Source organism: Arthrobacter sp. HMSC08H08 (assembly GCF_001807575.1).
GTDB lineage: Bacteria > Actinomycetota > Actinomycetes > Actinomycetales > Micrococcaceae > Pseudoglutamicibacter > Pseudoglutamicibacter albus.
The window spans coordinates 41,390-61,781 of sequence record NZ_KV789376.1; the positions used below are offsets into that span (position 1 = coordinate 41,390).

Below are 20,392 nucleotides of genomic sequence, written 5' to 3' on the forward strand. Positions count from 1 at the left end.
ACATAGAAGAATATGAGAAACGTCCAAACAGAAGGTGGACGCAGGGTTAACTCGACTCATCATCTCACATCGAACCTGCTGGCTGGCTCATATCAGCGGTGGGCGCCCGTAGCGAGCCATCCGTAGATGCGTTGACCACTTCAAAGGAGGCCGCGGATGGTGATACCACGGCGAGCCTTCCCAACCGGACTGGAAACCTTCCCAGTATTGCCGCAGGCCCCGGGGGTCCTTCCGCATTCTCACGGTTTGCCCCAACGCCCACACCATTGGGTAGATCCATTTGAACGGCGGACGCAAGTTTCTGCGGGCCAGCCACACGCGGTTACGTGCATTCAGGCGATAGAACTCTTTATGCCGGCGGGCATCAACCACTGGGTGGCCCACACGCATGTCACCCGCATACCAGACCCGGTGACCGGTGTCCCAGATACGCCACGCAAGTTCGATGCCTTCGTGCGCGTACCAGAAGCCACCGGCCCACCCGCCGGTTTCGTCGAAGAGGTGCCGAGGCATAACCAGGCAGGTCTCCCCTACGTGGAACACGTTGCTGGAAACGTCTGGAGTGCGTTTCCAGATACGCGGCGTCCAGCGGCGGGGCGACTGGCCCGGTCTAGCAGGGTCCACGATCTGCGGTTGTAACAGGCCCATGGACGGGTGTTGGCGGAAACGCTCAACCGCCTCCGCTATGAAGTCGTTATCCAAAAGCCAGGAGTCATCATCCAAGAACATGAGGTACTCCCCATGCACGTGCTCAACCCCAGCATTCCGGCCAGCCGGGATACCAAGGTTCTCTTCGAGCTTGACGCCCTTGACCCCATCAGGCAGCCCCACTGGCTGCCAGCCGTTGCCGACCACCGCGATGTTGACGTTGACGTCCTTCTGACGCCGCAACGAACGCAACGCACGAGCCAGCTCGGCAGGCCGCTGCCCCATCGTGAGCACTACAACACCGACTGTGGGTGTGCCTTCAACCATGAGGTGCGGTTGACGGCGGCCAGCTGAGCGTAGCTTCCCGATCCGACGCTTGAAGGATGAGAACATCAGTTCTCACCGCTTGTACGCACAGACGCGTCCGTAGCACCCGTGAGTTCTACAGGTTGCGCTTGAACGTCCTCGGGGCGCTTATACTCCCAGCCGGTCGATAGCGGCGCTAGGCGCGCAGAGAACACCTGGGCACAGAAATGTCCCACATTCACACCCACTGTGGCAACGAGCAAGACCCATATGACCCACGATTCGGCAACAACCGGCTGGCCAATCACCGCAGAGACAATCGAGGCCGCAAAGAAGATGAGGCTCAACTCAACCGCGTGAAGCATGCGGTGAAACGGAACAAACCGCGCCATGCTGCGCAAGCGTCCAATCAGCGAAGCTGGCGGCATCGCTCGGGCCTCTGAGGTGTCCGGGAGCTTCTCAACACCGGCGAATGCGCGCGAGGCATGCATCATGATCGATTGCGAGCGGTTCATCAACAGCAAGACACCCAACGTTGCCCCGGCCCAGGCCGCAGCCCATCCGGCCGCGGTGAACGCGCTTGGGGAGACCCCCATCGCAACCCGTACGCCCACCCCGACGGCAACGGCCGCCTCAGTTGAGTGGTGCGCGACCATATCGATGAAGATGCCTTTAGGTCCGCGGACGCCGCGCCAGCGCGCTACTTCCCCGTCACAGCAATCGAGGTAGAGCTGAACCTGCGAGAACACCACTGCGATCAACGGGCCCCAGATACCCGGGATCAGCATTGCCGCCCCCATGAACCAGCCCGTGATCATCATGAGCGTGGTGACCTGGTTCGCGGTGATCCTGGTCTTGACGAGCACACGCGTGAAATAGATCGAGATGTGGCGGAGATACAGCTCAGCGGTCCAGTGTTCTGCGTTCTTGCGCGCCCGCACATGCGGAGGCTGGCACACGGCACGCAGTTGGGCGAGCGTGGGGTTCGCCGGCCGGATCAACCCGTCCGGACCAACCGGGACGGTGCCGTCAGCAGAAACCTGCAGATTCGATGGGAAATTGTGGGTCATTTGACTCTCGAAGTGTCTTTGACGTCGCCGGCGCCCATGATGCGGCCACGGATGAAGCCGGCCGCCCAGGTTCCGTGCATTGTCGGCAATACCCGCGCGAGCAATCCTTTCTCCTTCAACGGTAGCTCACGGCCGGCATGCCAAGCGGCCCCTAGGATGCCGAGGCCGTAGCCGATCGGGGCTATCGCGGCCGCGGTACTCGCTTTGCGCAGGGCCGAGCCCTTCGAGGTGAATGGACGGATCATAAGCCCGATGATGCCCGCGCCGAAGCCGATCAGTGCAGCGGGAGGCGCATAGTGTTTCAGGCGCGCGCCCCCTGGGCCTCGTCGCCCTAGTTCCCCACGCCACACGCCTGATGCGAAGGTCTGGCGGGCAAGAGCCCCGAAGTTATCGCGGGGGTAGTAGCGAACTCGCAAGCGAGGGTCGAACCACACCGTATGGCCGGCCTCGCGGATGCGTTTGCACAGCTCCCAGTCCTGGGCGCGGATCATGGTCTCGTCATAGAGGCCCACGATCTCGAAGATCTCGCGGCGGAAAACACCAAGATAAGCGGAATCAGCGGGGCCGGCCTGCGCGCCGGTGTGGTAGGGGGCGTTCCCCAAACCGAACGGCGACTTATAGGCCGCAGCGACTGCACGCTGGATCGGGTTGGTGCCTTGGGCGTCCATGATCCCGCCAACATCGGCGGCCCCGGTCTCTCTCAACGCCTCAATCGCGATCCGCGTATAGCCCGGGCTCAAAACAGAGTGGCCATCCACGCGGATGATGACATCCGCGTCGACCGCTTCAATCGCCCTGTTCAAACCTGACGGCGTGTTACCGGCCGGATTCTCCACAAACAGCACACGCGAATCTTCTGCCGCGATCCGCTGCACAATCCGTTCAGTACCGTCATTGCTGGGGCCCACCGCTACAGCGACCTTCTGGGATCCTTCATATTCCTGATCCAAAACTGAGGCGATAGCCTCCGCAATATAGGCGGCCCCGTTCAGCACAGGGATCACATACGCAACCGTTGGATTCGCCTTCAGCTGCGGCAACGCATTCTTCGTCATTAGCCTCGTGACCTCTGATACGCCTTGACGACCTCTGGGGTGTCCCCGTCCATCATCAAGACACCCTTTTCAATCCAAATAGTTCGGCTACAGGTATCCTGAATCGATTTCATCGAGTGGGACACCAAGAAGACGGTGCCGGCGCCGTCACGGATCTCACGGATCCGCTTCTCCGAACGCTTACGGAAAGCCGCGTCTCCCACGGACAAGGCTTCATCGACAATCAGGATGTCGTGGAACTTCGAAGCCGCGATCGAGAACTTCAAACGCGCCTGCATACCTGAAGAGTAGGTGCGCATCGGAAGGTCGATGAAATCTTCAAGGCCCGCGAATTCAACAATCTTGGGGCGCAGCTCTTCGATCTCATGCATCGAAAAACCCAACGCCAAACAACCCAATGTGATGTTCTCATCGCCTGAGACGCTCGGGATCAAAGCCGCACCGACGCCAAGGAGGTTCGGGCGGCTTGAGGCGTAGGTTGCGCCCTCAGCTGGTGGGGTGAGGCCCGTGATGGCTCTCAGTAGCGTCGATTTTCCGGAACCGTTCGAACCGATAATGCCGATGGATTCGTTCTTGTACGCAACGAAACTGACACCTTTGAGCGCGTGCACTTCACGAACGCCGCGCATCCGCTTCTTGAAGATGCCTCCGCGACTGTTCGCCCCGGCCGAGCGGCCTGAAGAGAACGCCTTGTATTTCACGTGGAGATCATCCACGATCACAACCGGTTGACGATCAGGGTCGATGCGCAGCTGCTCGTCACGGCTCGGCGGAACGGGCTCGGCCACGCCTTCTTGCTCTTTCTTAGGTTGTTCCTTTTTAGGAGACTCGGCCATAGAGTTCCTCCGCTCGCCAGAAGAATACGGTGCCAATCACGAACAGGCCCACAGCCCAACCCGCTACGACTGCCCACGCCATTGGATCAAACGTGTGGCTACCACCCAAAACAAGTCCGCGTGCAATGGTGAGGACCTGATAGATCGGGTGGAAGTCATACACGGTGATCACGGCTGGCCACTGAGCCAGGATGTTCTCGACCGAGAACAAGACACCGGATGTGAAGAAGAAGAAACGGTTCACGACCGGCAGCAGCTGCGTCAGGTCGTGTGTGTGCACGGTCAAGCGTGCAAACAGGAATGCAACCCCTGTGTTGAAGATCGCATAGAGCGCGAATAGCGGGATGATCAAAAGCCACTGCCACCGTGGCCAGTAGCCCAGTGCCATGACGTAGATGAACATGACGCCCAGCATCGGAATCTGAGTGAGGATCTGCTGGATCACGATCGAGAACGGAAGGGTCGCGCGCGGGAAGGCTAGCGACTGCACGAGCGCACGGTTACCCGTGATAGAGCGGGCGCCGTCGCTCATCGATTTGGAGAAAAACTCGATGAGGAACACGCCGATCACCACGAACGCCGCGAATCCAGGCGGGCGCCGGTCTCCTTGCAGGACACCGAAAATGAACCCGTACATCAACGCGTTGAAGGTAGGCTTCAGAATCTCCCAGAACACGCCTAAACGGTTTTGGGAATTGCGTGCACGGATCTTGGACTGTGCAAAGACAATGGCGAATCGCCTGCGCCGCCAGGTCTCTCGATAATAAGCGAAGAGGCCAGGGCGCGCGCCCACACGGCTCAGGCCGTGGGACTGTGCCAACGCTGGGATGTCCATAGACGAGCTACTGCTTCCTCTAATGATGCTGGCCGTACATGCAAAACGGCCGGCTTGGTGTGAAAGATTCTATCTGTTCGTGTGTTGCTCACCTTAGCGCGCATCGACGGCTCGGATGCAATCGGTGTGCTGCCGCTTACTTTTTCTTTTCTTCCGGTAGCGCCGCATAGTAATCCGCGACCGTGTCGTTGCGCAGAGCTTCCGCGAGCGCATCGATCGCGGCTTGGTCAGGCAAAACGATCGACTGTCCGTCCAGGCTTGTACCTGTACCTGCGGTTGGCAGCGTGAAGCTCACGATGTCGGAGGCACGTACGTTCTTCATCTGCAGTCCCAGCCCGGTGAGCAGGGATGGGTCAGAGAATTCTTCGTCCATGGAGATGTATGGGGCTATAGAATCCACGACCTTGAAGAGCTTGGCCGGGTTAGACAGGGTCTCCGCGCTCAGGACTTTCCCAAAGACAGCTTTGAGGAACTTCTGTTGGTTTCGTACGCGCTGATAGTCGCCGTCGGGGAAGCTCTTACGTTCGCGCACAAAGCGTAGGGCCTTGTCGCCGTCGATGTGAATCTTGCCCTTCGGGTAGTGGTAGTCGGTGTCGTGGGCGATGAAGTCGTATTCGTTGTCGACTGTGACGCCACCGATTGCTGTGGTGAGGTCGCGGAATCCTTGGAAGTCGATGATCGCTACGTGGTCGATGCGGGTGCCGAGCCGTTCTTCGAGGGTCTGGATGAGTAGCGGGACGCCGCCGTTAGCCATTGCGGCGTTGAGTTTTGCCTCGCCGTGGCCTGGGATGGAAATCCAGGTGTCTCGCATGAGCGAGATGACGTAGACCTTATCGCGGCTTTCTGGGATGTGGACGAGCATCATGGAGTCGGAACGCCGGTCAGTTGCGGTCGCGTTCGGGTCGATAGCCGCCCGCTTACCTTTGCCGGGTCCACCGTCTGCGCCCAGTAGCAGGATGTTCATGGAGGTGTCGCCTGGGTCTTTGACCGGGCGGTCGTCCTCGTCCGGGAAAGCGCTTGCGATTGTGGTGGTTTTCTCGAAGGCACGCCCGAATTTTGAGGCCAGGCCGAGGCCGGCTCCTGCGACGGTGACCATGATGATGAGCAGGCATCCCAGTACGATACGGCCGACGTGCACCCGACGGTGCTTCACGCGGCGGGGCACATAGGTACCCTGCGTGGTTCCGTACATCAATGCTCCTCACGTAGTCGATCACGGCTATGGGCGCCCTGATGATCCAACGAAGCGACCGCTCACAGAAGTGATAGTCCCAAGTTCTAAGAATAGAGTCGTTTTGGGTTTACTAGGCAAATTTCGCAGCGACACTCTTGGGGACGAATTCGGATATGTCTCCCCCGAGTGATGCAACTTCCTTGATCAGCGATGAAGAAACGTACTGATACTCCGGGTCTCCGAGAATGAATACGGTCTCAACCCCGGTGAGGTGGCGGTTCATGGAGGCCATCGGGGTTTCGAATTCGAAGTCCTGGCTGTTGCGTAGCCCTTTGAGGATGGCGCGCGCCCCTTTGCGAGCGCAGTATTCGGCTAGTAGCCCGTCCCCCATGGGTTCCACTGTGATGCCGCTGATCGCTGAGACCTGGTCGCGGATCATTTGGACGCGTTCTTCTTCGCTGAAACGGTATTTCTTTGCCGGATTCGTGGAGACGGCAACGATGACCTCATCGAAGAGTGAGGCCGCACGCATGAAGACCTCTAGGTGGCCCTTATGGACAGGGTCGAAGGACCCTGGGCATACAACACGAGTCATGTGAACACTGTTTCATATTTTTCTGGGAACGTCGTCGAATTCGTACGGTTTGGGATGCATTCACAGGTTGTGGCGCGCAGCTATGCGCAGCGGCGTCCGTGTATGGGCTCGGTACTGTATAAGCATGGCCAGCATCAATGAGACCAGCACGAATACTTCAAACCCGGGCCAGCAGCCCCGCTTCTCTTCGATTCCTGCCTCACCCTCGATTGCGCCGTGGTTCCAGGGGGCGCGGCGAGCGCGTCTGGCGGGGGCTCATGGGCTGAAGAAAACTATCTTCGAGGAGGTTTCGGATCTTGCACGGTTGCATGAGTCGGTGAATTTAGGTCAGGGTGTTCCGGATAACGATGCGCCTGATGAGATCGTGGATATCGCTCAGCAGATGCTTGCGCGTGGTCATCATCAGTACGCTCCGGCGGCCGGTGTCCAGGATTTGAGGGTTGCGATCGCTGAGCATCAGCAGTCCTGGTATCGGGTGACGGTGGATCCGGATGCGCAGGTTGTTGTGACCTCAGGTGCTACGGAAGCTATCGCTGCGGCTGTGCTCGCGTTTGCTCGTCCGGGCGATAACGTCGTGACTTTCGAGCCGTTTTATGACGCCTATGCGGCGTTGACTGGTTTTGCCCGGGTTGAGTTGCGGACTGTCCCGATGGTTTATGACGCTCAGACGGGTTCTTTTCAGCCGGATTGTGAGGCTTTGGCTCAGGCGGTGGATCAGAACACACGCATGATCATCGTGAATGATCCGCATAACCCGACCGGCTCGGTGTTTAGTCCGGACTCCCGCCAGGCGATAGTTAGGGCTGCTATTGAGGCTTCTGCTTTGATCCTCTCTGACGAGGTCTATGAGCACCTGGTCTATAACCAAAAAGGCGATGAGCGTCTGGGGCTTGCCAATGGTTTTGTGCCATTTGCTCACACGCCTGGGGCGTGGGAGCGAACCATCTCGGTTTCTTCTGCCGGGAAGACGTTCTCTTTGACGGGGTGGAAGGTTGGGTGGGCTACTGGCCCGGCTCAGTTGATTGATGCGTTGCGTACCGTCAAGCAGTATCTGACGTTCTCTACCGGCCCGATGTTCCAGCCGGCGATCGCTCATGGTTTGCGTTTGCCGCGCGAGTTCTTCACCCGCCGTGCTGTGCAGCTGGGTGAGAAAGTCAATGTATTGGTCGATGCGCTCGAAGACGCTGGCGCGAAGGTTGTGCGGCCACGTGGTGGATATTTCGTGCTGGCCGATATGGCGCCGTTGGGTATTGAGGATGCGACCGAGCTCGCTCAGGTGTTGCCTGAGAAGGCCGGTGTAGCTGCGGTTCCGGTCAGCGCCTTCACGACGCCTGAGTTTGAGGGCCGTTTCGCTTCATACTTGCGTTTTGCCGCTTGCAAGGACCAAGCGAGCGTTGAGGAGGGCGCGAAACGGTTGCGTACCTCGCTTGCTGATGCTGCGCGGGCGGTAGCGGGTGAAAGCGCTGGCCGGTGATCATGAGCGGAGTACACAATGCCGATGAGGCGTCAAACGTGAATGAACACCCCGATACTTCACGTCCGAGTGGGTCTCAGTTCCTTGGTAGCGAGGTTCTCAGTTCAGGGGCGGTAGCTGCTTGGTGGCGTTCCCCGTGGATCCCGGGCGGGTTGACCTTAGACATCGATGGGGCCGAACAGTCCACGGTTTTCCCGGATGATCAGTCGCGGCTTCTCTACGACTACCTTCAGTGGATGCAGGCCGCCCTCCAGCTGTGGACCCCACGCGGCGCCGGAACAGCACGCGGCACCGGAGAATCGGACCGCGCTGGAACATCGCAAGGCACTGCTTTCCGCGCTGGAACCTATATTCACTTAGGCGGCGGAGGTTTGTCTTTGCCGCGGGCCCTTGCCGTAGCGGAACCAGCCAGCACCCACATCGTGGTGGATTTAGATCCTGACTTGATCGATACGGTGCTAGCGAAGGTTCCGTTCCCGGGCACCAACGCTCCGCACGTGATCGCCGGCGATGTGCGGGATGCCCTGCCTCGCGCGGTAGAGGTCGCCGGAGTTGCCGATGCTCTCGTGCTTGATATCTCGATCGAGCCTGATTCGCCAGCTCGCCTGTTCGATCCGGGGTTTATGACCGAAATGTTCGATGCGGTAGTCCCCGGCGGGCTTGTTCTCATCAACATCGGCGACGAGCCGGGTCTTGAGGCGACCCGCCGGATGGCTGACTCACTCAAGGCCGCCGGAGCTAGCTATTTCGTTGCCGCTGATTCCTCGATGTTCTCTCTCACGATGCCCGGCAACGTCGTGCTTGGTGCGCGGCGTTCACCCGCCCCGTTCACCGCCGAGGAGTTAGCCGCCCTCCACGCGGCAGGCCCGCGGCCAGGTACCGTGCTGAGCCCCGGAGAACTCGCCGCGGTGTTCGCAGGCCGCACCCAATGATCCCCGCCACACGGACACATGAAACCGAACAGATGAAAACAACCGGGCAGCAACCTCAGGAGGATAAGTGAGCCGCATCATCGCAGGGGTCGCCGGCGGCCGAAGACTCACAAGCGTGCCCGGCCACGACACCCGCCCGACCACCGACCGCGTCAAAGAGGCCCTGTTCTCCCGCCTGGACTCTTGGGACGTCATCGCTGGCGCCCGCGTGCTTGACCTGTTCGCCGGATCCGGAGCGCTCGGACTCGAGAGCTTATCGCGCGGAGCCCACAACGCGATCCTCGTGGATCACGCCCGCCCCGCCATCCAAGCCCTACGCGCCAACGCCACACTCATCAACAAGGAACTCAGCAACACAGCTCCCGTCAGCAACACAGCGCCCATCAGCAACACAGCGCCCATAAACAGCCCAGCGCCTGTCAATAGCACAGCGCCTGGGAAGGGCTGCGCGTTCGGAGCCAGGGTTGAGCAGGCGAAGGCGGCAACGTTCCTCGCCAACTACTCGGGCGTCTCGTTTACGCTCGTCTTCCTCGACCCTCCCTACCCCATGAGCACTGAGGAGGTGGATGAGCTTCTAGCCGCACTTGTGCCCCACCTGGCTCCCGATGCGGTCGTGTGCCTCGAGAGAGCCTCCAGCTCGCCTGCCCCACAGTGGCCGGACGGCCTTTCAGCGCTCAAGCCACGCCGCTATGGGGAAACCACCCTGTATTTCGCCGAAACACCAGTAGCCGAAACCCCATAACCGCTCCAGAAGGCTTAGGAGCGTTGCAGATAGGCCGCGCTTTCGGAGTCTTCGAGTTCAGCCACGAGCCGCGCGAGTTCGGGGTGAGCCGCGCGCCAACCCGGCGCGACGATGCCGTGGGCGTCTTCGCGGGCCGCTTGGATCACATCGGCGTCCCTCATGACGCGTAGGAGGTTGAGCGTCGATTTCCCGCCCGACTGGCTTTGCCCCAGAATGTCGCCTTCACGGCGCAGTTTGACATCCTCCTCGGCGAGCGCAAAGCCGTCTGTGGTGGATGCGACTGTCTCGAGCCGTTCGACTGAGGGGTGTTGGTGTTCGAGGTTGGTTACCAAGAGGCAGGTTCCGGGCAGGTTTCCGCGCCCGATGCGTCCTCGTAGCTGGTGGAGTTGGGAGATGCCGAAGGCGTCGGCGTCGATGATCGCCATGACGGTGGCGTTGGGGACGTCCACTCCTACCTCGATCACTGTGGTCGCGAGCAGGACATCGCTGCGGTGGTTTTCAAAGTCGTCCATGGCTTGTGCTTTGTCGGCTGGGTCCATTCCGCCGTGGAGGACTCCGATGCGCACGTCCTTGAGGGCTGGGTGTCCCGCGAGTACTTCGTACATGGTTTCTAGCGGGGTCCGTTGCGTGTGGTTCTCTTGGGCTTGGACCTCTAGCGGAAGCATCCCTTCTTCGGGAGCAACTGTTGCTGCAGCGGAGCTAGGTTGTCCAGCGGAGCCAGGTTGCCCAGGAGAGCCGGCTGGTTCGTTGTGGTGTTGGTCTTCGCTGGCTGTGATGCGTGGAACCACTACGTATGCTTGGTGGCCTTGAGCTACTTCGTCACGGATCAGGGTGAAGATGCGTTCCTTCCAGACCGGCAAGGCCAGCGGCACCACGAATGTTTTGACTTCGGCGCGTCCGGCTGGCAATCCCTTCAGTGTCGAAACATCGACGTCCCCGAACACTGTCATCGCGACCGTTCGCGGGATCGGGGTTGCGGTCATGACCAGCATGTGCGGCCTCGCCCCTGCACCGTCGCGTAGTTTATCGCGCTGTTCAACACCGAAGCGGTGCTGTTCATCGACCACCACGAGCCCGAGCTCAGCGAACTGCACGTGATCAGAGATCAAGGCGTGTGTGCCCACTACGATGCCTGCTTGCCCTGAAGCGGCAGCTAGCAGGGTTTCACGTTTCTGGGCGGTCTTGAGCGAGCCTGTCAGCAATTCAACCCGGGTTGCGGTCTCTGGGGCACCCAGCTCACCGGCCCGTGCCAGCTCCCCTAGCATCGAACGCAGTGCTGCGGCATGTTGTTGGGCCAGAACTTCAGTGGGCGCCATGAACGCGGCCTGCCCGCCCGCATCGACCACTTGGAGCATCGCACGCAGAGCAACCAGTGTTTTACCCGAGCCGACGTCGCCTTGGACCAGCCGGTTCATCGGATGCGAGCGTGCGAGGTCTGATGCGATCTGCTCCCCTACCTCGACCTGTCCCGGGGTCAGCATGAAGGGTAGCGCTGCGTCGAAAGCCTCCAACAGGCCGCCTGTACGCTTGGGCCGTGGGACGGCGGTCTGCCCGGCGAGTGCCGCTTTGCGGTCGGCGAGGAATGTTTGTAGGACGAGGGCTTCTTGGAATACGAAGCGTTGCCGTGCCCGGTAGGCGGCTTGTAGGTTTTCGGGTTGGTGGATGGCTCGTAGCGCGGACACACGGTCTGGTAGCCGGTGGTGGGTGCGTAGTGGTGTGGGGATAGGGTCGGTGAAGGTTTCGGGGTCGATGCGCTCGAGTAGTTTCGCTTGGAGTGTGCGCACGCGGATCTGCCCGATTTTGCCTTTGAGCGGGTAGATCGGGAAGGGTTTAGCTTCGGCTTCTTGGTCTTCTCCGAGCAGTGTGTATTCGGGGTGTGAAAGTTGCAGTGCGCCTTTATATGCGGTGACTTTGCCGCTGAAGACGGCGCGTGTGCCTGGTGTGAGTTGTTGGGCGGCGAGGTAGCCGTTGAAGAAGGTCATGGGCATGAGTCCGCCGTCTTGTTCGGATTCGACTTCGATCTCGAGGAGGAATCCTTTGCGGCGGTGCATGCGGCGTTGGTGTGCGTGGATGACTCTGGCGGCTACGGTCACGTCTTCGCCGAGCGGGAGGTCGCGGACGGCCGTGAGCTCTCCTACGTCGAGGTAGCGGCGGGGGATGTGGGCGAGCATGTCTGCGACGGTGTTGAAACCGAAGGCTTTCTGGATCGCTTGGGCGTCGCGCTTGCCCAGCGCCTCGATCAGTGGTGTGTCTGGGGTCAAGGTTGCTGCGGTTGCTGTGGTGGCTGCGCTTGCTGCGGTTGCTGTAGTGGCTGAGGGCTCGGCTGAGGCTGTGGCACCTGGCTGAGGGTTTGTTTCGGCGGTCATCGGTGGTTTATCCCAGCGTGGTTGCAGCCTTGAGAGCTCTGCCCTGCCGTGTGCGGGCGTGTTGGGTTGTGTTCGGATAGGTGTTGTAGCGGCGTGACTGCGATGTCGGTGGGTTCCCCGGCTTTGCTGATGATCTCTAGCGCGGTTGTTTCGGTGGGGACGTGCACGTGCACCCGCCAGGAAAGTGTGTGCTCGCTGGTTGCTGCCTGTTGGCTAGGGTTGGCGTGGTTGTAGCCGCGGTACTCCGGATCGTGCTCTGAGACCGGTTCCATGGCGGACATGACAACGGAGTCCCCTACCGCATCGAGCGCGGCACGCATCAGGGCGGCATCGAGTGCCGATGCGGTCACGGTGCATACAACTTCCACACCATCGGCCGCTTCAACCTGTTCGATGCGGATCTCGCCTTGGTCATGATAGCCGGGCAGGTCACGATAAGGCTCCGGGTCAACGGCGGTGTGTGTGACTGCGGCGAGCAAACAGTTCAGGATGATCGCGAAACCGACCGCGCCGGCATCCACGACCGCAACATCAGTGAGGTCTTTCAACCGGGCCTGTGTGTGCTCGGCTTCCCTCAACGCGGCCCGCCACGCGTCTTCAAGGGTTCCTATCAGTGCGGCAGGTTCGGTCTCGGGCCCGGTGAGCCGGCGCTTGCGCTGTGGGACGGTGCGCTGTGGCACGGTGCCCTGTGGGACGGACTGTTTCTGGTGGCCGCGTTGTTTCTGTTGGCTGGCTCGTGCTCTGGCGGCATCACTTGCGGCTTCCATGACTGACAAGATGGTTCCGCCCACAGGCTCAGACAACGCGGCCCACGCCCGTAACCGTCCAGCTTCGAGACTCTCGGCGAGCGCCGGCGCGGTGAGGGTCGTGATTCCTGCGAGGGATTCACCCATCCCGAGTAGAAACACTGAGACGAGGGATCCTGAGTTTCCTTGGGCTGAGCCGAGCGCTTGCCGGGCAGCAGTTGCGAGGTGGTGCCCGAGGTCCCCGGTAGGTTCAGCCTCGGTGATGGCCTGGTGCACGGTGCGCATCGTCGCTACAAGGTTCGTTCCGGTGTCACCGTCTGGGACTGGGAAGACGTTGATCGCGTTGAGGGATTCCTGTTGCTTGGTTAGCTCGGTGACGCTGAGGCTCAGCCAGTCTTGGAGCCCTGAAAAGTCCGCGCGGATTGCCTGCGTCACCGTGCCCTCCCTCTCACTCATCCACCATTGGTTCAGAATACTTATTTAGCTAATCCGTGGCGAGTCATGAAATCCTCCATGCCGCCTTCTCGCATCGCTTTAGAGAATTCGTTGATCACGTCCATGTCCGGGACCACGATGGATTGGCCGTCAGCGCTGGTGCCCACGCCTTTATTCGGCAGGGTCATGAAGTGGAAGTCGTTGGCTCTCACACCCGGCATGGTGATCCCAAGCTGCATGAGTTTCCATCCGGTGAGGGTCTCGTCGCGGGTCATATAGGGCGCCATTGCGCCTACCGTGTTGGTTGTCTTGACCGGGTTGATCAAGGTTTGCGGGCTCAGCATTTTAGTGAAGATGACTTTCACAAGCTGCTGCTGGTTCTTCACACGCTGATAGTCGCCGTCCTTGAAGGCGTAACGCTCGCGGACAAACCACAATGCTTGCTTGCCGTTGACGTCCATGCGGCCTTCATAGTGGGTGCCTGCTTTATCGAAGGGCTGTGGAACATCGATCGTGACCCCGCCCAGCGCATCGACCATCCCTTCGAATCCGGAGAAGTCGATGGTCATGACGTGATCGATAGGAACGTTGAACAGGTTCTCTAGGGTTGCCACGGTCAAGGGCATCTTGCCCATCGCGTAGGCGGCGTTGATCTTCGCCTCACCGTGATTCGGGATGTTCACCCACGTATCACGCATGATCGAGGTGACATAGACCCCGTGCCTATCGGATGGGATGTGCATCAGCATCATCGTGTCCGTACGGCCGGAATCGTTCTGACCGCCGCGGGAATCGTTACCGAGCAGAAGAATGTTGACGGACCTATCCCCTGGCCCGTGTTGCGGCCGCTGCCCTTGCGGGAACGCCTCCGCCACCGGAATCGCGTGGGACTCGTTGAACTTCGCGGCAAGCACCGCCGCATAGACACCCAGCAAGCCCAGAACAACAAGGACGATCGTGAGCAGCGAAATCAGGAACTTCTTGCCCCCGCTCTTCTTCTTTCGCGGCTTGCGCTGCGGCGGATACGGCTGCTGCCCCGGCTGTTGATACGGCTGACCAGGCTGCTGATACTGCTGGTTGGCCGGGTACGGCTGCCCCTGTTGGTATGGCTGGGCAGGCTGATACGGCTGGGCAGGTTGGGAATAGCCATATCCTTGTTCCCCTCCGTACCCTGAACCGGATCCGTAGCCTGACCCGTACCCTGAACCGGATCCGTAGCTTGAGCGCCCCGAGGAGGTCGCGCTGAACTCATCGCCCCATTGACCATTGTCGTACCGGTCGTCGTCATACCGGTCAGGGTCGACGTTGAATCTCCGGTCGCTCATCGGCGGTCTCCTACCTCGTTCAATGCGCATCTGATGTGCACAGTACAACTGTCTTACAGGAAAGCTTAGAGCCGCACCCTGCAGATAAACTGAAGATATGCGTGCTTTTCCCGTGTTCTCTCAGCCTTCTAGGCCTGTTCAGCCTCGCATCACACTCCGTTGTCGTGGACGCAAGGCCGCTATCGCCACTGTACTGAGTATTGGCGCAACCCTCACCTTGAGCGGTTGTAGCGAACCGGTCGAGGTCGCTCCCGCAGAGAACGCAGCAGATGCCCGATGCTCACAGGTCATGATCACCTTGCCACAAGAGATCTCAGGGCAACCTAAACGGAAAACCACGAGCCAGTCCACTGCCGCGTGGGGTTCACCGGCTTCAGCGATCCTCAAATGCGGTGAGATTGCGCCCGCCGTCACCTCAGACAGGTGTTCCACTTTGGATGAGGTGGATTGGACCGCGCGTGAGAACAATGACGGTACATGGACGATCGCAACCTACGGCCGTGAACCGTACATCACCATCACGATCGACACGGCACGCATCTCTTCCTCCGATGTCGCAGTTGCGGTCTCTGATGCCGTGAAGAACAACAAAGCAACCAAACGCTGCACCTCAGCCCGCGACCTCAACCTCGAAGCGCCTGAGGACGCGGACGAGGACGTGGTCAGCGAAGGCAAGAAGAACGGCTAACGCAGTAACCCCGGCTGCCGCTCAAGGGCAAGGGTGATCAGCTCGGTGATCAGATCTTCGTACGGCAAACCACTTGCCGCCCACAGTTGCGGATACATGCTAATCGGGGTGAAGCCTGGCATCGTGTTGATCTCGTTGATGATCCATTCGCCGGCTTCATCCAAGAAGAAGTCCACGCGTGAGGGGCCTTCGCAACCGAGTGCGTCATAAGCGATGATCGCGTGTTCCTTGAGGGATGTAGCCTGCTCCTCGCTCAGCTGTGCAGGGGCTTCGGTGCGTGCGTTGTCATCGGCCAGGTATTTCGATTCATAGTCATACAGGTCAGCTGCGGCCTCATCGACCACAACCTCACCGCCCACCGAGGCACGTGTCGGCTCGCCTCGGCGCCCTTCTAAGGCAGCGCACTCAATCTCACGCCCTGTGATGCCCTGCTCGATCAATACCTTCGGGTCATGCATCCGGGCTTCCTCGATCGCAAGGCTCAAATCCTCACGATCATCCACACGCACAACACCTTGCGAAGAGCCTGCCCGCGCAGGCTTCACAAACAACGGAAGCTCAAGGGAGTCACACCGGTCTAAGCAACTTTGAGGGTCCGCATCCCATTCACGGTTGGTGACCACCTGATAAGGCCCCACACGCAAGCCAGCTGCGTTGAAAGCCATCTTCATCAGATGCTTATCCATACCCACAGCAGAAGCCGCAACACCCGAGCCCACATATGGGACCCCGATCAGCTCCAGCAGGCCCTGAACCGTGCCATCCTCGCCATATGGACCATGTAACAGCGGGAACACAACGTCGATACCGGTGAGCATCTTGACCATCTCACCTGGTTGGGCATCCGTGACCAGACGCGCCGCCGCATCGGGGCTGTCCGAGCGCATGAGCCGCACCGGCTGGCCTTGAGGCTCAACCATCGGTTCAACACCGCCGTCGAAGGAATACGTCAGAACCTGCTGCGGCGCAACCAGCGTCCATACGCCGTCCTGGGTGACACCCACTGGAATCACGGTGAAACGATCCGTATCGATCGCACGCAAAACTCCGGCCGCGGTCACACACGAAACCGAATGTTCGCTCGACTGGCCACCGAAAAGGAGCAAAACCTTCCGTTGAGGCGTTGACACTGGTTACGCTCCTTCCGATTTCAGATCCCGGTCCAACAGCAGCTTAGGCATCTTCACCACCGGCTCGGATCCATCCAGAACCATCGAAGCCGCCGCAGCGATCGGCATATCAACACCGTTTTCGTGAGCAAGTTCCAAAACAGCCGAGCAGCTCTTGACGCCTTCTGCCACCTGGGTCATCTTCGAGATCACCTGCTCCATGCTCAGCCCCTGACCAAACAGACGCCCAGCCGTATAGTTTCGGGACAACGATGAGGCGCACGTAGCCACAAGATCACCCATACCGGCTAGCCCCGACATCGTCTCCGCTTTACCGCCAAGAGACACAGCCAAACGAGTGGTTTCTGCAAGCCCGCGGGTAATCACGGTGGCCTTCGTGTTATCCCCCATGCCCATGCCATCGCACATACCCACCGCGAGCGCGATGATGTTCTTCACGATCCCGCCGATCTCAGCGCCAATCACGTCCCGGTTGGTGTAGGGACGGAAGTATGGGGCGGTGCAGGCCTTCGCGACGGCGTCAGCGGTCTCGGTGACAGCGCACGCAACCACCGAGGCGGTGGGTTCTTCACGCGCGATCTCGCGTGCAAGGTTAGGGCCGGAGAGGACCACGAGCTTGTCTTGCTTGGTTCCCAGAACTTCCTGGACCACCTGGGTCATGCGCAGACCCGTGCCTCGTTCCAGGCCCTTCATCAACGAAACGATGATCGCCTCAGACGGGATGTGCTCCACCCATTGGGTGAGCTGCTCCCGCAAGGTTTGAGCCGGTACAGCGAGAACCACCATGTCCGCATCAGCAAGTGCCGCGCCCGGATCCGAGGTTGCGGTGACATTGAGCGGCAACATCAATTCACCGAGGTAGCCGCTGTTCGTGTGTTTGGTCGCGATCTCTTGGGCCACCTCGTCACGACGGGCCCATAACGTTACGGTCGCTTCCGGGTTGGCGTCAGCCAAAACTTTGGCGAACGTGGTCCCCCACGAGCCTGAACCCATCACGGTGAGATTCTTCACGCGTATGCCTCCAACGCTGTGTTCTCTTCTGAAGCGTCTACTGCGCGGTGTCTACTGCGGGGTATCTACTGCGCGGTTTCACCGCTTTTCTACCAGTCTTCTTGCTCACGGCGGCGGCGCTTTTCTTCTTCGCGCTGCTTGAGCTGTTCATCGGCATCGGCCGTAGGATTCCACGGCGCTTCCGGGGGTTCTTCACCGCGCAAGTCAGAGACCAGGTACGTCATGTGTTTCATAATGCGGGTGGTTGCCTCGTCCAGCACCGAGCGGGTCATTGGTCCGCTACGCAGGTCATCGAGGTCAATCTCCGAACCTGCCATGACCACGGTCGCTTTCCGCGGGAACAGCTTGAGCCTGCGTGGTTTGCCGCCCAAAAGTTCCTGATCCCCCCAGTGGACAACAGGGACCACTGGTGCGTTGGTTTTCAGTGCGAGCCGAGCCGCACCCGTGCGGGCCTGCATAGGCCACTTATCCGGGTCTTGGGTCAAGGTCCCTTCCGGATAGATGATGATCACACCGCCGCGTCCGATCACTTCAGCTGCCGCTTCGAGCGAGAGCTTGGCACCCGGCCCTCCGCGTTCTACCGGGATCTGGCCGGTCGCTTTCAGAACGCGGCCAACCAGTGGGATCTTGAACAGCGGTGACTTCGCGAGGAAACGCGGAAGCAATCCCTGCACATATACCGATTCGGCAATGATGAGCGGGTCAAGTTCACTGATGTGGTTCGCAACGATGATCGAGCCCGGTTTGATCGAACCCATACCAACCCAGGTTCGGCGCAACAACAGCGCCAGGGCAGGGCGTACGAAAGCTGCGGCGGTCCCGAAAGTGATGCGTGCGGCGAGGGTTTCGTTAGATCCCTTCCGCGCCATCACGCTTGTTCCTTCAGCTCGATATCGGCACCTAGGCCACGCAACTTATCGGTGAAGTGTTCATAGCCGCGGTTGATGAGGTCGATGCCGGTGGCATTCGACACGCCTTCGGCTGCCAGCGCTGCAATCACGTGGGAGAATCCACCCCGCAGATCCGGGATCACAAAGTCAGCGCCCTTGAGATTGGACTTACCGGTGATCACCGCGGAATGCAGGAAGTCACGGTTGCCGAAGCGGCACGGCAGAGATCCGAGGCACTGGCGGTGCAGCTGAATCGTTGCACCCATGCGCTTGAGCGCGTCAGTGAAGCCGAAACGGTTCTCATACACCGTCTCGTGCACAATCGAGACACCCGTGGCCTGGGTCAGAGCCACTACAAGCGGCTGCTGCCAGTCCGTCATGAAACCAGGGTGCACATCGGTCTCTACGACGAGGGGGTTGAGGTCACCGCTTGGGTGGAAGAACCGGATCCCTTCGCTCTGGACTTCGAATTCGCCACCGAGGCGGCGGTAGCAGTTCAGGAACGCGGACAAGTCTTTCTGGTCCGCGCCCTTCACGAGGATGTCTCCCCCGGTGGCTAGGGCAGCGGAAGCCCACGATGCGCCCTCATTGCGGTCTGGCAGGGCGGTGTGGTCGTAGGCGCGCAACGATTCGACGCCTTCGATCACGAGGGTGCGTTCGCCGCGCAGGTCGATGATCGCGCCCATCTTCTGCAGAACAGAGATGAGGTCTTGAATCTCAGGTTCAACCGCCGCGTTCTTCAACTCGGTGATGCCCTGGGCTCGCACCGCGGTCAACAGAACCTGCTCGGTCGCACCTACGGAAGGATAAGGCAACTCGACCTTGGCGCCGTAGAGGCCGTTGCGCGCGGAAATGCTGATCCCGTTCGGGGCCTTCTCAACGACGGCGCCGAATTCGCGCAGAACCTGCAAGTGGTAGTCGATCGGGCGATCGCCGATGCGGCAGCCACCCAGGTCCGGGATGAAGGCTTCCCCGATCGTATGCATGAGCGGGCCGCAGAACAGGATCGGGATGCGCGAGTCCCCTGCGAACGCATCGATTTCGGCGCTCGAGGCAGTCTTGGCGCCCGAGGGGTCCATCACGAGCTCGCCCTTGTCGTGATCGATATCGACCGTCACGCCGTGCAGGCGCAACAGGCCAGCTACCACGTCGACGTCCCTGATCTGAGGGACGTTGCGCAGAATCGATTTCCCACTACCCAGCAAGGACGCGACCATCGCCTTTGGCACCAGATTCTTGGCACCACGTACCGTCACCTCACCAGTGAGTGGGCGGCCACCATTAATGGACAGGACCTTGGTCGTCACGCTTTAGCTTTCCTTGTCATCAGCGGGCAGTGGTTAAGCACGGGATGACCCCGTTAGTTCCTCACCATCATATAGGTCAGGGCGTGTGGCATGGAAAAGCTAATCCCCAGCCACATGCATTGAGTGATTCATAATCTCACATCTGCAAGTGACTGGGGATTCAGACTGGCAATGCTATGAAAACGAACAGGAGATTCAATCCTGCAGCACAGCCTGGAGTCCGTTTTAAGAGCGGGCTGGGAGTGTGGTTGGTTTGAACGATGGACGGCGTGCTTCGTATTCAGCGATCGCCTCTTCTTGGCGCAGCGAAAGGTCGATATCGTCGAGGCCTTCAGCGAGACGCCACGCGGTATCGGAGTCGACATAGAAGCCCACGGTCAACGAGCCCGCGGTGATGGTGCGGTTCGGAAGGTCGACCGTGATGTCCATCCCAGGGTTTTGCTCAACTTGCTTCCACAGCAGTTCAACGTCAGATTGCTCAACTTGTGCCGTGAGTAGGCCCTGCTTGCCGGAGTTTCCGCGGAAGATATCGGCGAAACGCGATGAGATCACTACCCGGAAGCCGTAGTCTTTGAGCGCCCACACGGCGTGCTCGCGTGAGGATCCGGTACCGAAGTCCGCGCCGGCGATCAGAACGCTGCCATTCTTATACGGCTCTTGGTTCAGGATGAACTCCGGGTCTTGCCGCCAGCGGGCAAACAGCGCGTCATCGAAGCCGGTTTTGGTGATGCGTTTGAGGTAGACCGCCGGGATGATCTGGTCGGTGTCGACGTTGGATGCTCGCAGTGGCACGGCAACGCCGGTGTGTGTGCTGAATTTCTCCATGA

The 20,392-nt window shown here is 60.0% G+C and carries 19 protein-coding genes; 4 read left to right on the forward strand and 15 right to left on the reverse strand.

Going from position 1 to position 20,392, the window contains the following annotated elements; translation table 11 throughout:
* Positions 1-87 precede the first annotated feature (87 nt).
* The 7 genes from HMPREF3175_RS01535 to coaD form a co-directional block, all read right to left on the reverse strand.
* Positions 88-1,041: a glycosyltransferase family 2 protein gene (locus tag HMPREF3175_RS01535; protein ID WP_332253789.1), complete on the reverse strand. Its 954-nt coding sequence runs from the start codon at positions 1,039-1,041 to the stop codon at positions 88-90.
* A complete protein-coding gene (locus tag HMPREF3175_RS01540; protein WP_070490363.1) occupies positions 1,041-2,024 on the reverse strand; it encodes a CDP-alcohol phosphatidyltransferase family protein in 984 nt (327 codons plus the stop codon). The genes HMPREF3175_RS01535 and HMPREF3175_RS01540 overlap by 1 nt, the downstream gene beginning before the upstream one ends.
* Complete coding sequence (locus HMPREF3175_RS01545) at positions 2,021-3,079, reverse strand: glycosyltransferase family 2 protein (protein ID WP_070490364.1); 1,059 nt, start codon at positions 3,077-3,079, stop codon at positions 2,021-2,023. The genes HMPREF3175_RS01540 and HMPREF3175_RS01545 overlap by 4 nt, the downstream gene beginning before the upstream one ends.
* Positions 3,079-3,915 (reverse strand): ABC transporter ATP-binding protein, encoded by an 837-nt coding sequence (locus HMPREF3175_RS01550; protein ID WP_083285344.1) that lies wholly within the window; start codon positions 3,913-3,915, stop codon positions 3,079-3,081. Before HMPREF3175_RS01550 ends, HMPREF3175_RS01545 begins: the two co-directional genes overlap by 1 nt.
* Positions 3,899-4,750, reverse strand: coding sequence for an ABC transporter permease (locus HMPREF3175_RS01555; protein WP_035757182.1), 852 nt, complete (start codon positions 4,748-4,750; stop codon positions 3,899-3,901). The genes HMPREF3175_RS01550 and HMPREF3175_RS01555 overlap by 17 nt, the downstream gene beginning before the upstream one ends.
* A gap of 136 nt (positions 4,751-4,886) precedes the next feature.
* On the reverse strand, positions 4,887-5,942 hold the full coding sequence (locus HMPREF3175_RS01560) for an LCP family protein (RefSeq protein WP_035757184.1): 1,056 nt from the start codon (positions 5,940-5,942) through the stop codon (positions 4,887-4,889).
* Between the two features lie 112 nt (positions 5,943-6,054).
* Positions 6,055-6,519 (reverse strand): pantetheine-phosphate adenylyltransferase, encoded by a 465-nt coding sequence (gene coaD / locus HMPREF3175_RS01565; RefSeq protein ID WP_035757186.1) that lies wholly within the window; start codon positions 6,517-6,519, stop codon positions 6,055-6,057.
* A gap of 124 nt (positions 6,520-6,643) precedes the next feature.
* On the opposite strand from coaD, the gene HMPREF3175_RS01570 reads away from it, so the two are divergent.
* From HMPREF3175_RS01570 to HMPREF3175_RS01580, 3 genes are all read left to right on the forward strand, one after another.
* The gene (locus HMPREF3175_RS01570; RefSeq protein ID WP_070490366.1) at positions 6,644-7,993 is read left to right on the forward strand and encodes an aminotransferase class I/II-fold pyridoxal phosphate-dependent enzyme; all 1,350 of its coding nucleotides are present in this window, start codon (positions 6,644-6,646) and stop codon (positions 7,991-7,993) included.
* A 38-nt stretch (positions 7,994-8,031) separates the two neighbouring features.
* Complete coding sequence (locus HMPREF3175_RS01575; protein WP_141739801.1) at positions 8,032-8,925, forward strand: spermidine synthase; 894 nt, start codon at positions 8,032-8,034, stop codon at positions 8,923-8,925.
* Between the two features lie 67 nt (positions 8,926-8,992).
* Positions 8,993-9,667 (forward strand): RsmD family RNA methyltransferase, encoded by a 675-nt coding sequence (locus tag HMPREF3175_RS01580; RefSeq protein WP_035757188.1) that lies wholly within the window; start codon positions 8,993-8,995, stop codon positions 9,665-9,667.
* A 14-nt stretch (positions 9,668-9,681) separates the two neighbouring features.
* On the opposite strand, the gene HMPREF3175_RS01585 is transcribed toward HMPREF3175_RS01580, so the two are convergent.
* The 3 genes from HMPREF3175_RS01585 to HMPREF3175_RS01595 are packed head-to-tail and all read right to left on the reverse strand — an operon-like array spanning position 9,682 to position 14,539.
* Positions 9,682-12,033: an ATP-dependent DNA helicase RecG gene (locus tag HMPREF3175_RS01585; protein WP_083289340.1), complete on the reverse strand. Its 2,352-nt coding sequence runs from the start codon at positions 12,031-12,033 to the stop codon at positions 9,682-9,684.
* Complete coding sequence (locus HMPREF3175_RS01590; RefSeq protein WP_070490369.1) at positions 12,030-13,214, reverse strand: DAK2 domain-containing protein; 1,185 nt, start codon at positions 13,212-13,214, stop codon at positions 12,030-12,032. Before HMPREF3175_RS01590 ends, HMPREF3175_RS01585 begins: the two co-directional genes overlap by 4 nt.
* Before the next feature lie 41 nt (positions 13,215-13,255).
* A complete protein-coding gene (locus tag HMPREF3175_RS01595) occupies positions 13,256-14,539 on the reverse strand; it encodes an LCP family protein (protein ID WP_083289341.1) in 1,284 nt (427 codons plus the stop codon).
* 97 nt (positions 14,540-14,636) lie between these two features.
* Between HMPREF3175_RS01595 and HMPREF3175_RS01600 the strand changes: the two genes are divergently transcribed.
* Entirely contained in the window at positions 14,637-15,227 is a 591-nt protein-coding gene (locus HMPREF3175_RS01600; protein ID WP_083289342.1) for a DUF3515 family protein, read from the forward strand.
* On the opposite strand, the gene HMPREF3175_RS01605 is transcribed toward HMPREF3175_RS01600, so the two are convergent.
* The 5 genes from HMPREF3175_RS01605 to leuD all read right to left on the reverse strand — a co-directional run bounded on the left by HMPREF3175_RS01605 (position 15,224) and on the right by leuD (position 20,390).
* Positions 15,224-16,357: a D-alanine--D-alanine ligase family protein gene (locus HMPREF3175_RS01605; protein ID WP_035757189.1), complete on the reverse strand. Its 1,134-nt coding sequence runs from the start codon at positions 16,355-16,357 to the stop codon at positions 15,224-15,226. The two genes, HMPREF3175_RS01600 and HMPREF3175_RS01605, sit on opposite strands and share 4 nt — an antisense overlap.
* Positions 16,358-16,360: 3 nt before the next feature.
* Positions 16,361-17,368, reverse strand: a complete 1,008-nt coding sequence (locus tag HMPREF3175_RS01610; RefSeq protein WP_256173851.1) for an NAD(P)H-dependent glycerol-3-phosphate dehydrogenase — start codon at positions 17,366-17,368, stop codon at positions 16,361-16,363.
* 89 nt (positions 17,369-17,457) lie between these two features.
* Positions 17,458-18,237 (reverse strand): lysophospholipid acyltransferase family protein, encoded by a 780-nt coding sequence (locus tag HMPREF3175_RS01615; protein ID WP_070490371.1) that lies wholly within the window; start codon positions 18,235-18,237, stop codon positions 17,458-17,460.
* Entirely contained in the window at positions 18,237-19,565 is a 1,329-nt protein-coding gene (murA, locus tag HMPREF3175_RS01620) for a UDP-N-acetylglucosamine 1-carboxyvinyltransferase (RefSeq protein ID WP_035757195.1), read from the reverse strand. The genes HMPREF3175_RS01615 and murA overlap by 1 nt, the downstream gene beginning before the upstream one ends.
* Positions 19,566-19,790: 225 nt before the next feature.
* A complete protein-coding gene (gene leuD / locus HMPREF3175_RS01625) occupies positions 19,791-20,390 on the reverse strand; it encodes a 3-isopropylmalate dehydratase small subunit (protein WP_035757197.1) in 600 nt (199 codons plus the stop codon).
* Positions 20,391-20,392: the final 2 nt, after the last annotated feature.

Bases quoted from the DNA above. Each gene is read 5' to 3' on its own strand.
- HMPREF3175_RS01535 (WP_332253789.1), bottom strand. From the start codon at position 1,041: ATGTTCTCATCCTTCAAGCGTCGGATCGGGAAGCTACGCTCAGCTGGC.
- HMPREF3175_RS01560 (WP_035757184.1), bottom strand. From the start codon at position 5,942: ATGTACGGAACCACGCAGGGTACCTATGTGCCCCGCCGCGTGAAGCAC.
- HMPREF3175_RS01585 (WP_083289340.1), bottom strand. From the start codon at position 12,033: ATGACCGCCGAAACAAACCCTCAGCCAGGTGCCACAGCCTCAGCCGAG.
- leuD (WP_035757197.1), bottom strand. From the start codon at position 20,390: ATGGAGAAATTCAGCACACACACCGGCGTTGCCGTGCCACTGCGAGCA.
- HMPREF3175_RS01550 (WP_083285344.1), bottom strand. From the start codon at position 3,915: ATGGCCGAGTCTCCTAAAAAGGAACAACCTAAGAAAGAGCAAGAAGGC.
- HMPREF3175_RS01555 (WP_035757182.1), bottom strand. From the start codon at position 4,750: ATGGACATCCCAGCGTTGGCACAGTCCCACGGCCTGAGCCGTGTGGGC.
- HMPREF3175_RS01595 (WP_083289341.1), bottom strand. From the start codon at position 14,539: ATGAGCGACCGGAGATTCAACGTCGACCCTGACCGGTATGACGACGAC.
- HMPREF3175_RS01545 (WP_070490364.1), bottom strand. From the start codon at position 3,079: ATGACGAAGAATGCGTTGCCGCAGCTGAAGGCGAATCCAACGGTTGCG.
- coaD (WP_035757186.1), bottom strand. From the start codon at position 6,519: ATGACTCGTGTTGTATGCCCAGGGTCCTTCGACCCTGTCCATAAGGGC.
- HMPREF3175_RS01570 (WP_070490366.1), top strand. From the start codon at position 6,644: ATGGCCAGCATCAATGAGACCAGCACGAATACTTCAAACCCGGGCCAG.
- HMPREF3175_RS01540 (WP_070490363.1), bottom strand. From the start codon at position 2,024: ATGACCCACAATTTCCCATCGAATCTGCAGGTTTCTGCTGACGGCACC.
- HMPREF3175_RS01600 (WP_083289342.1), top strand. From the start codon at position 14,637: ATGCGTGCTTTTCCCGTGTTCTCTCAGCCTTCTAGGCCTGTTCAGCCT.
- HMPREF3175_RS01615 (WP_070490371.1), bottom strand. From the start codon at position 18,237: ATGGCGCGGAAGGGATCTAACGAAACCCTCGCCGCACGCATCACTTTC.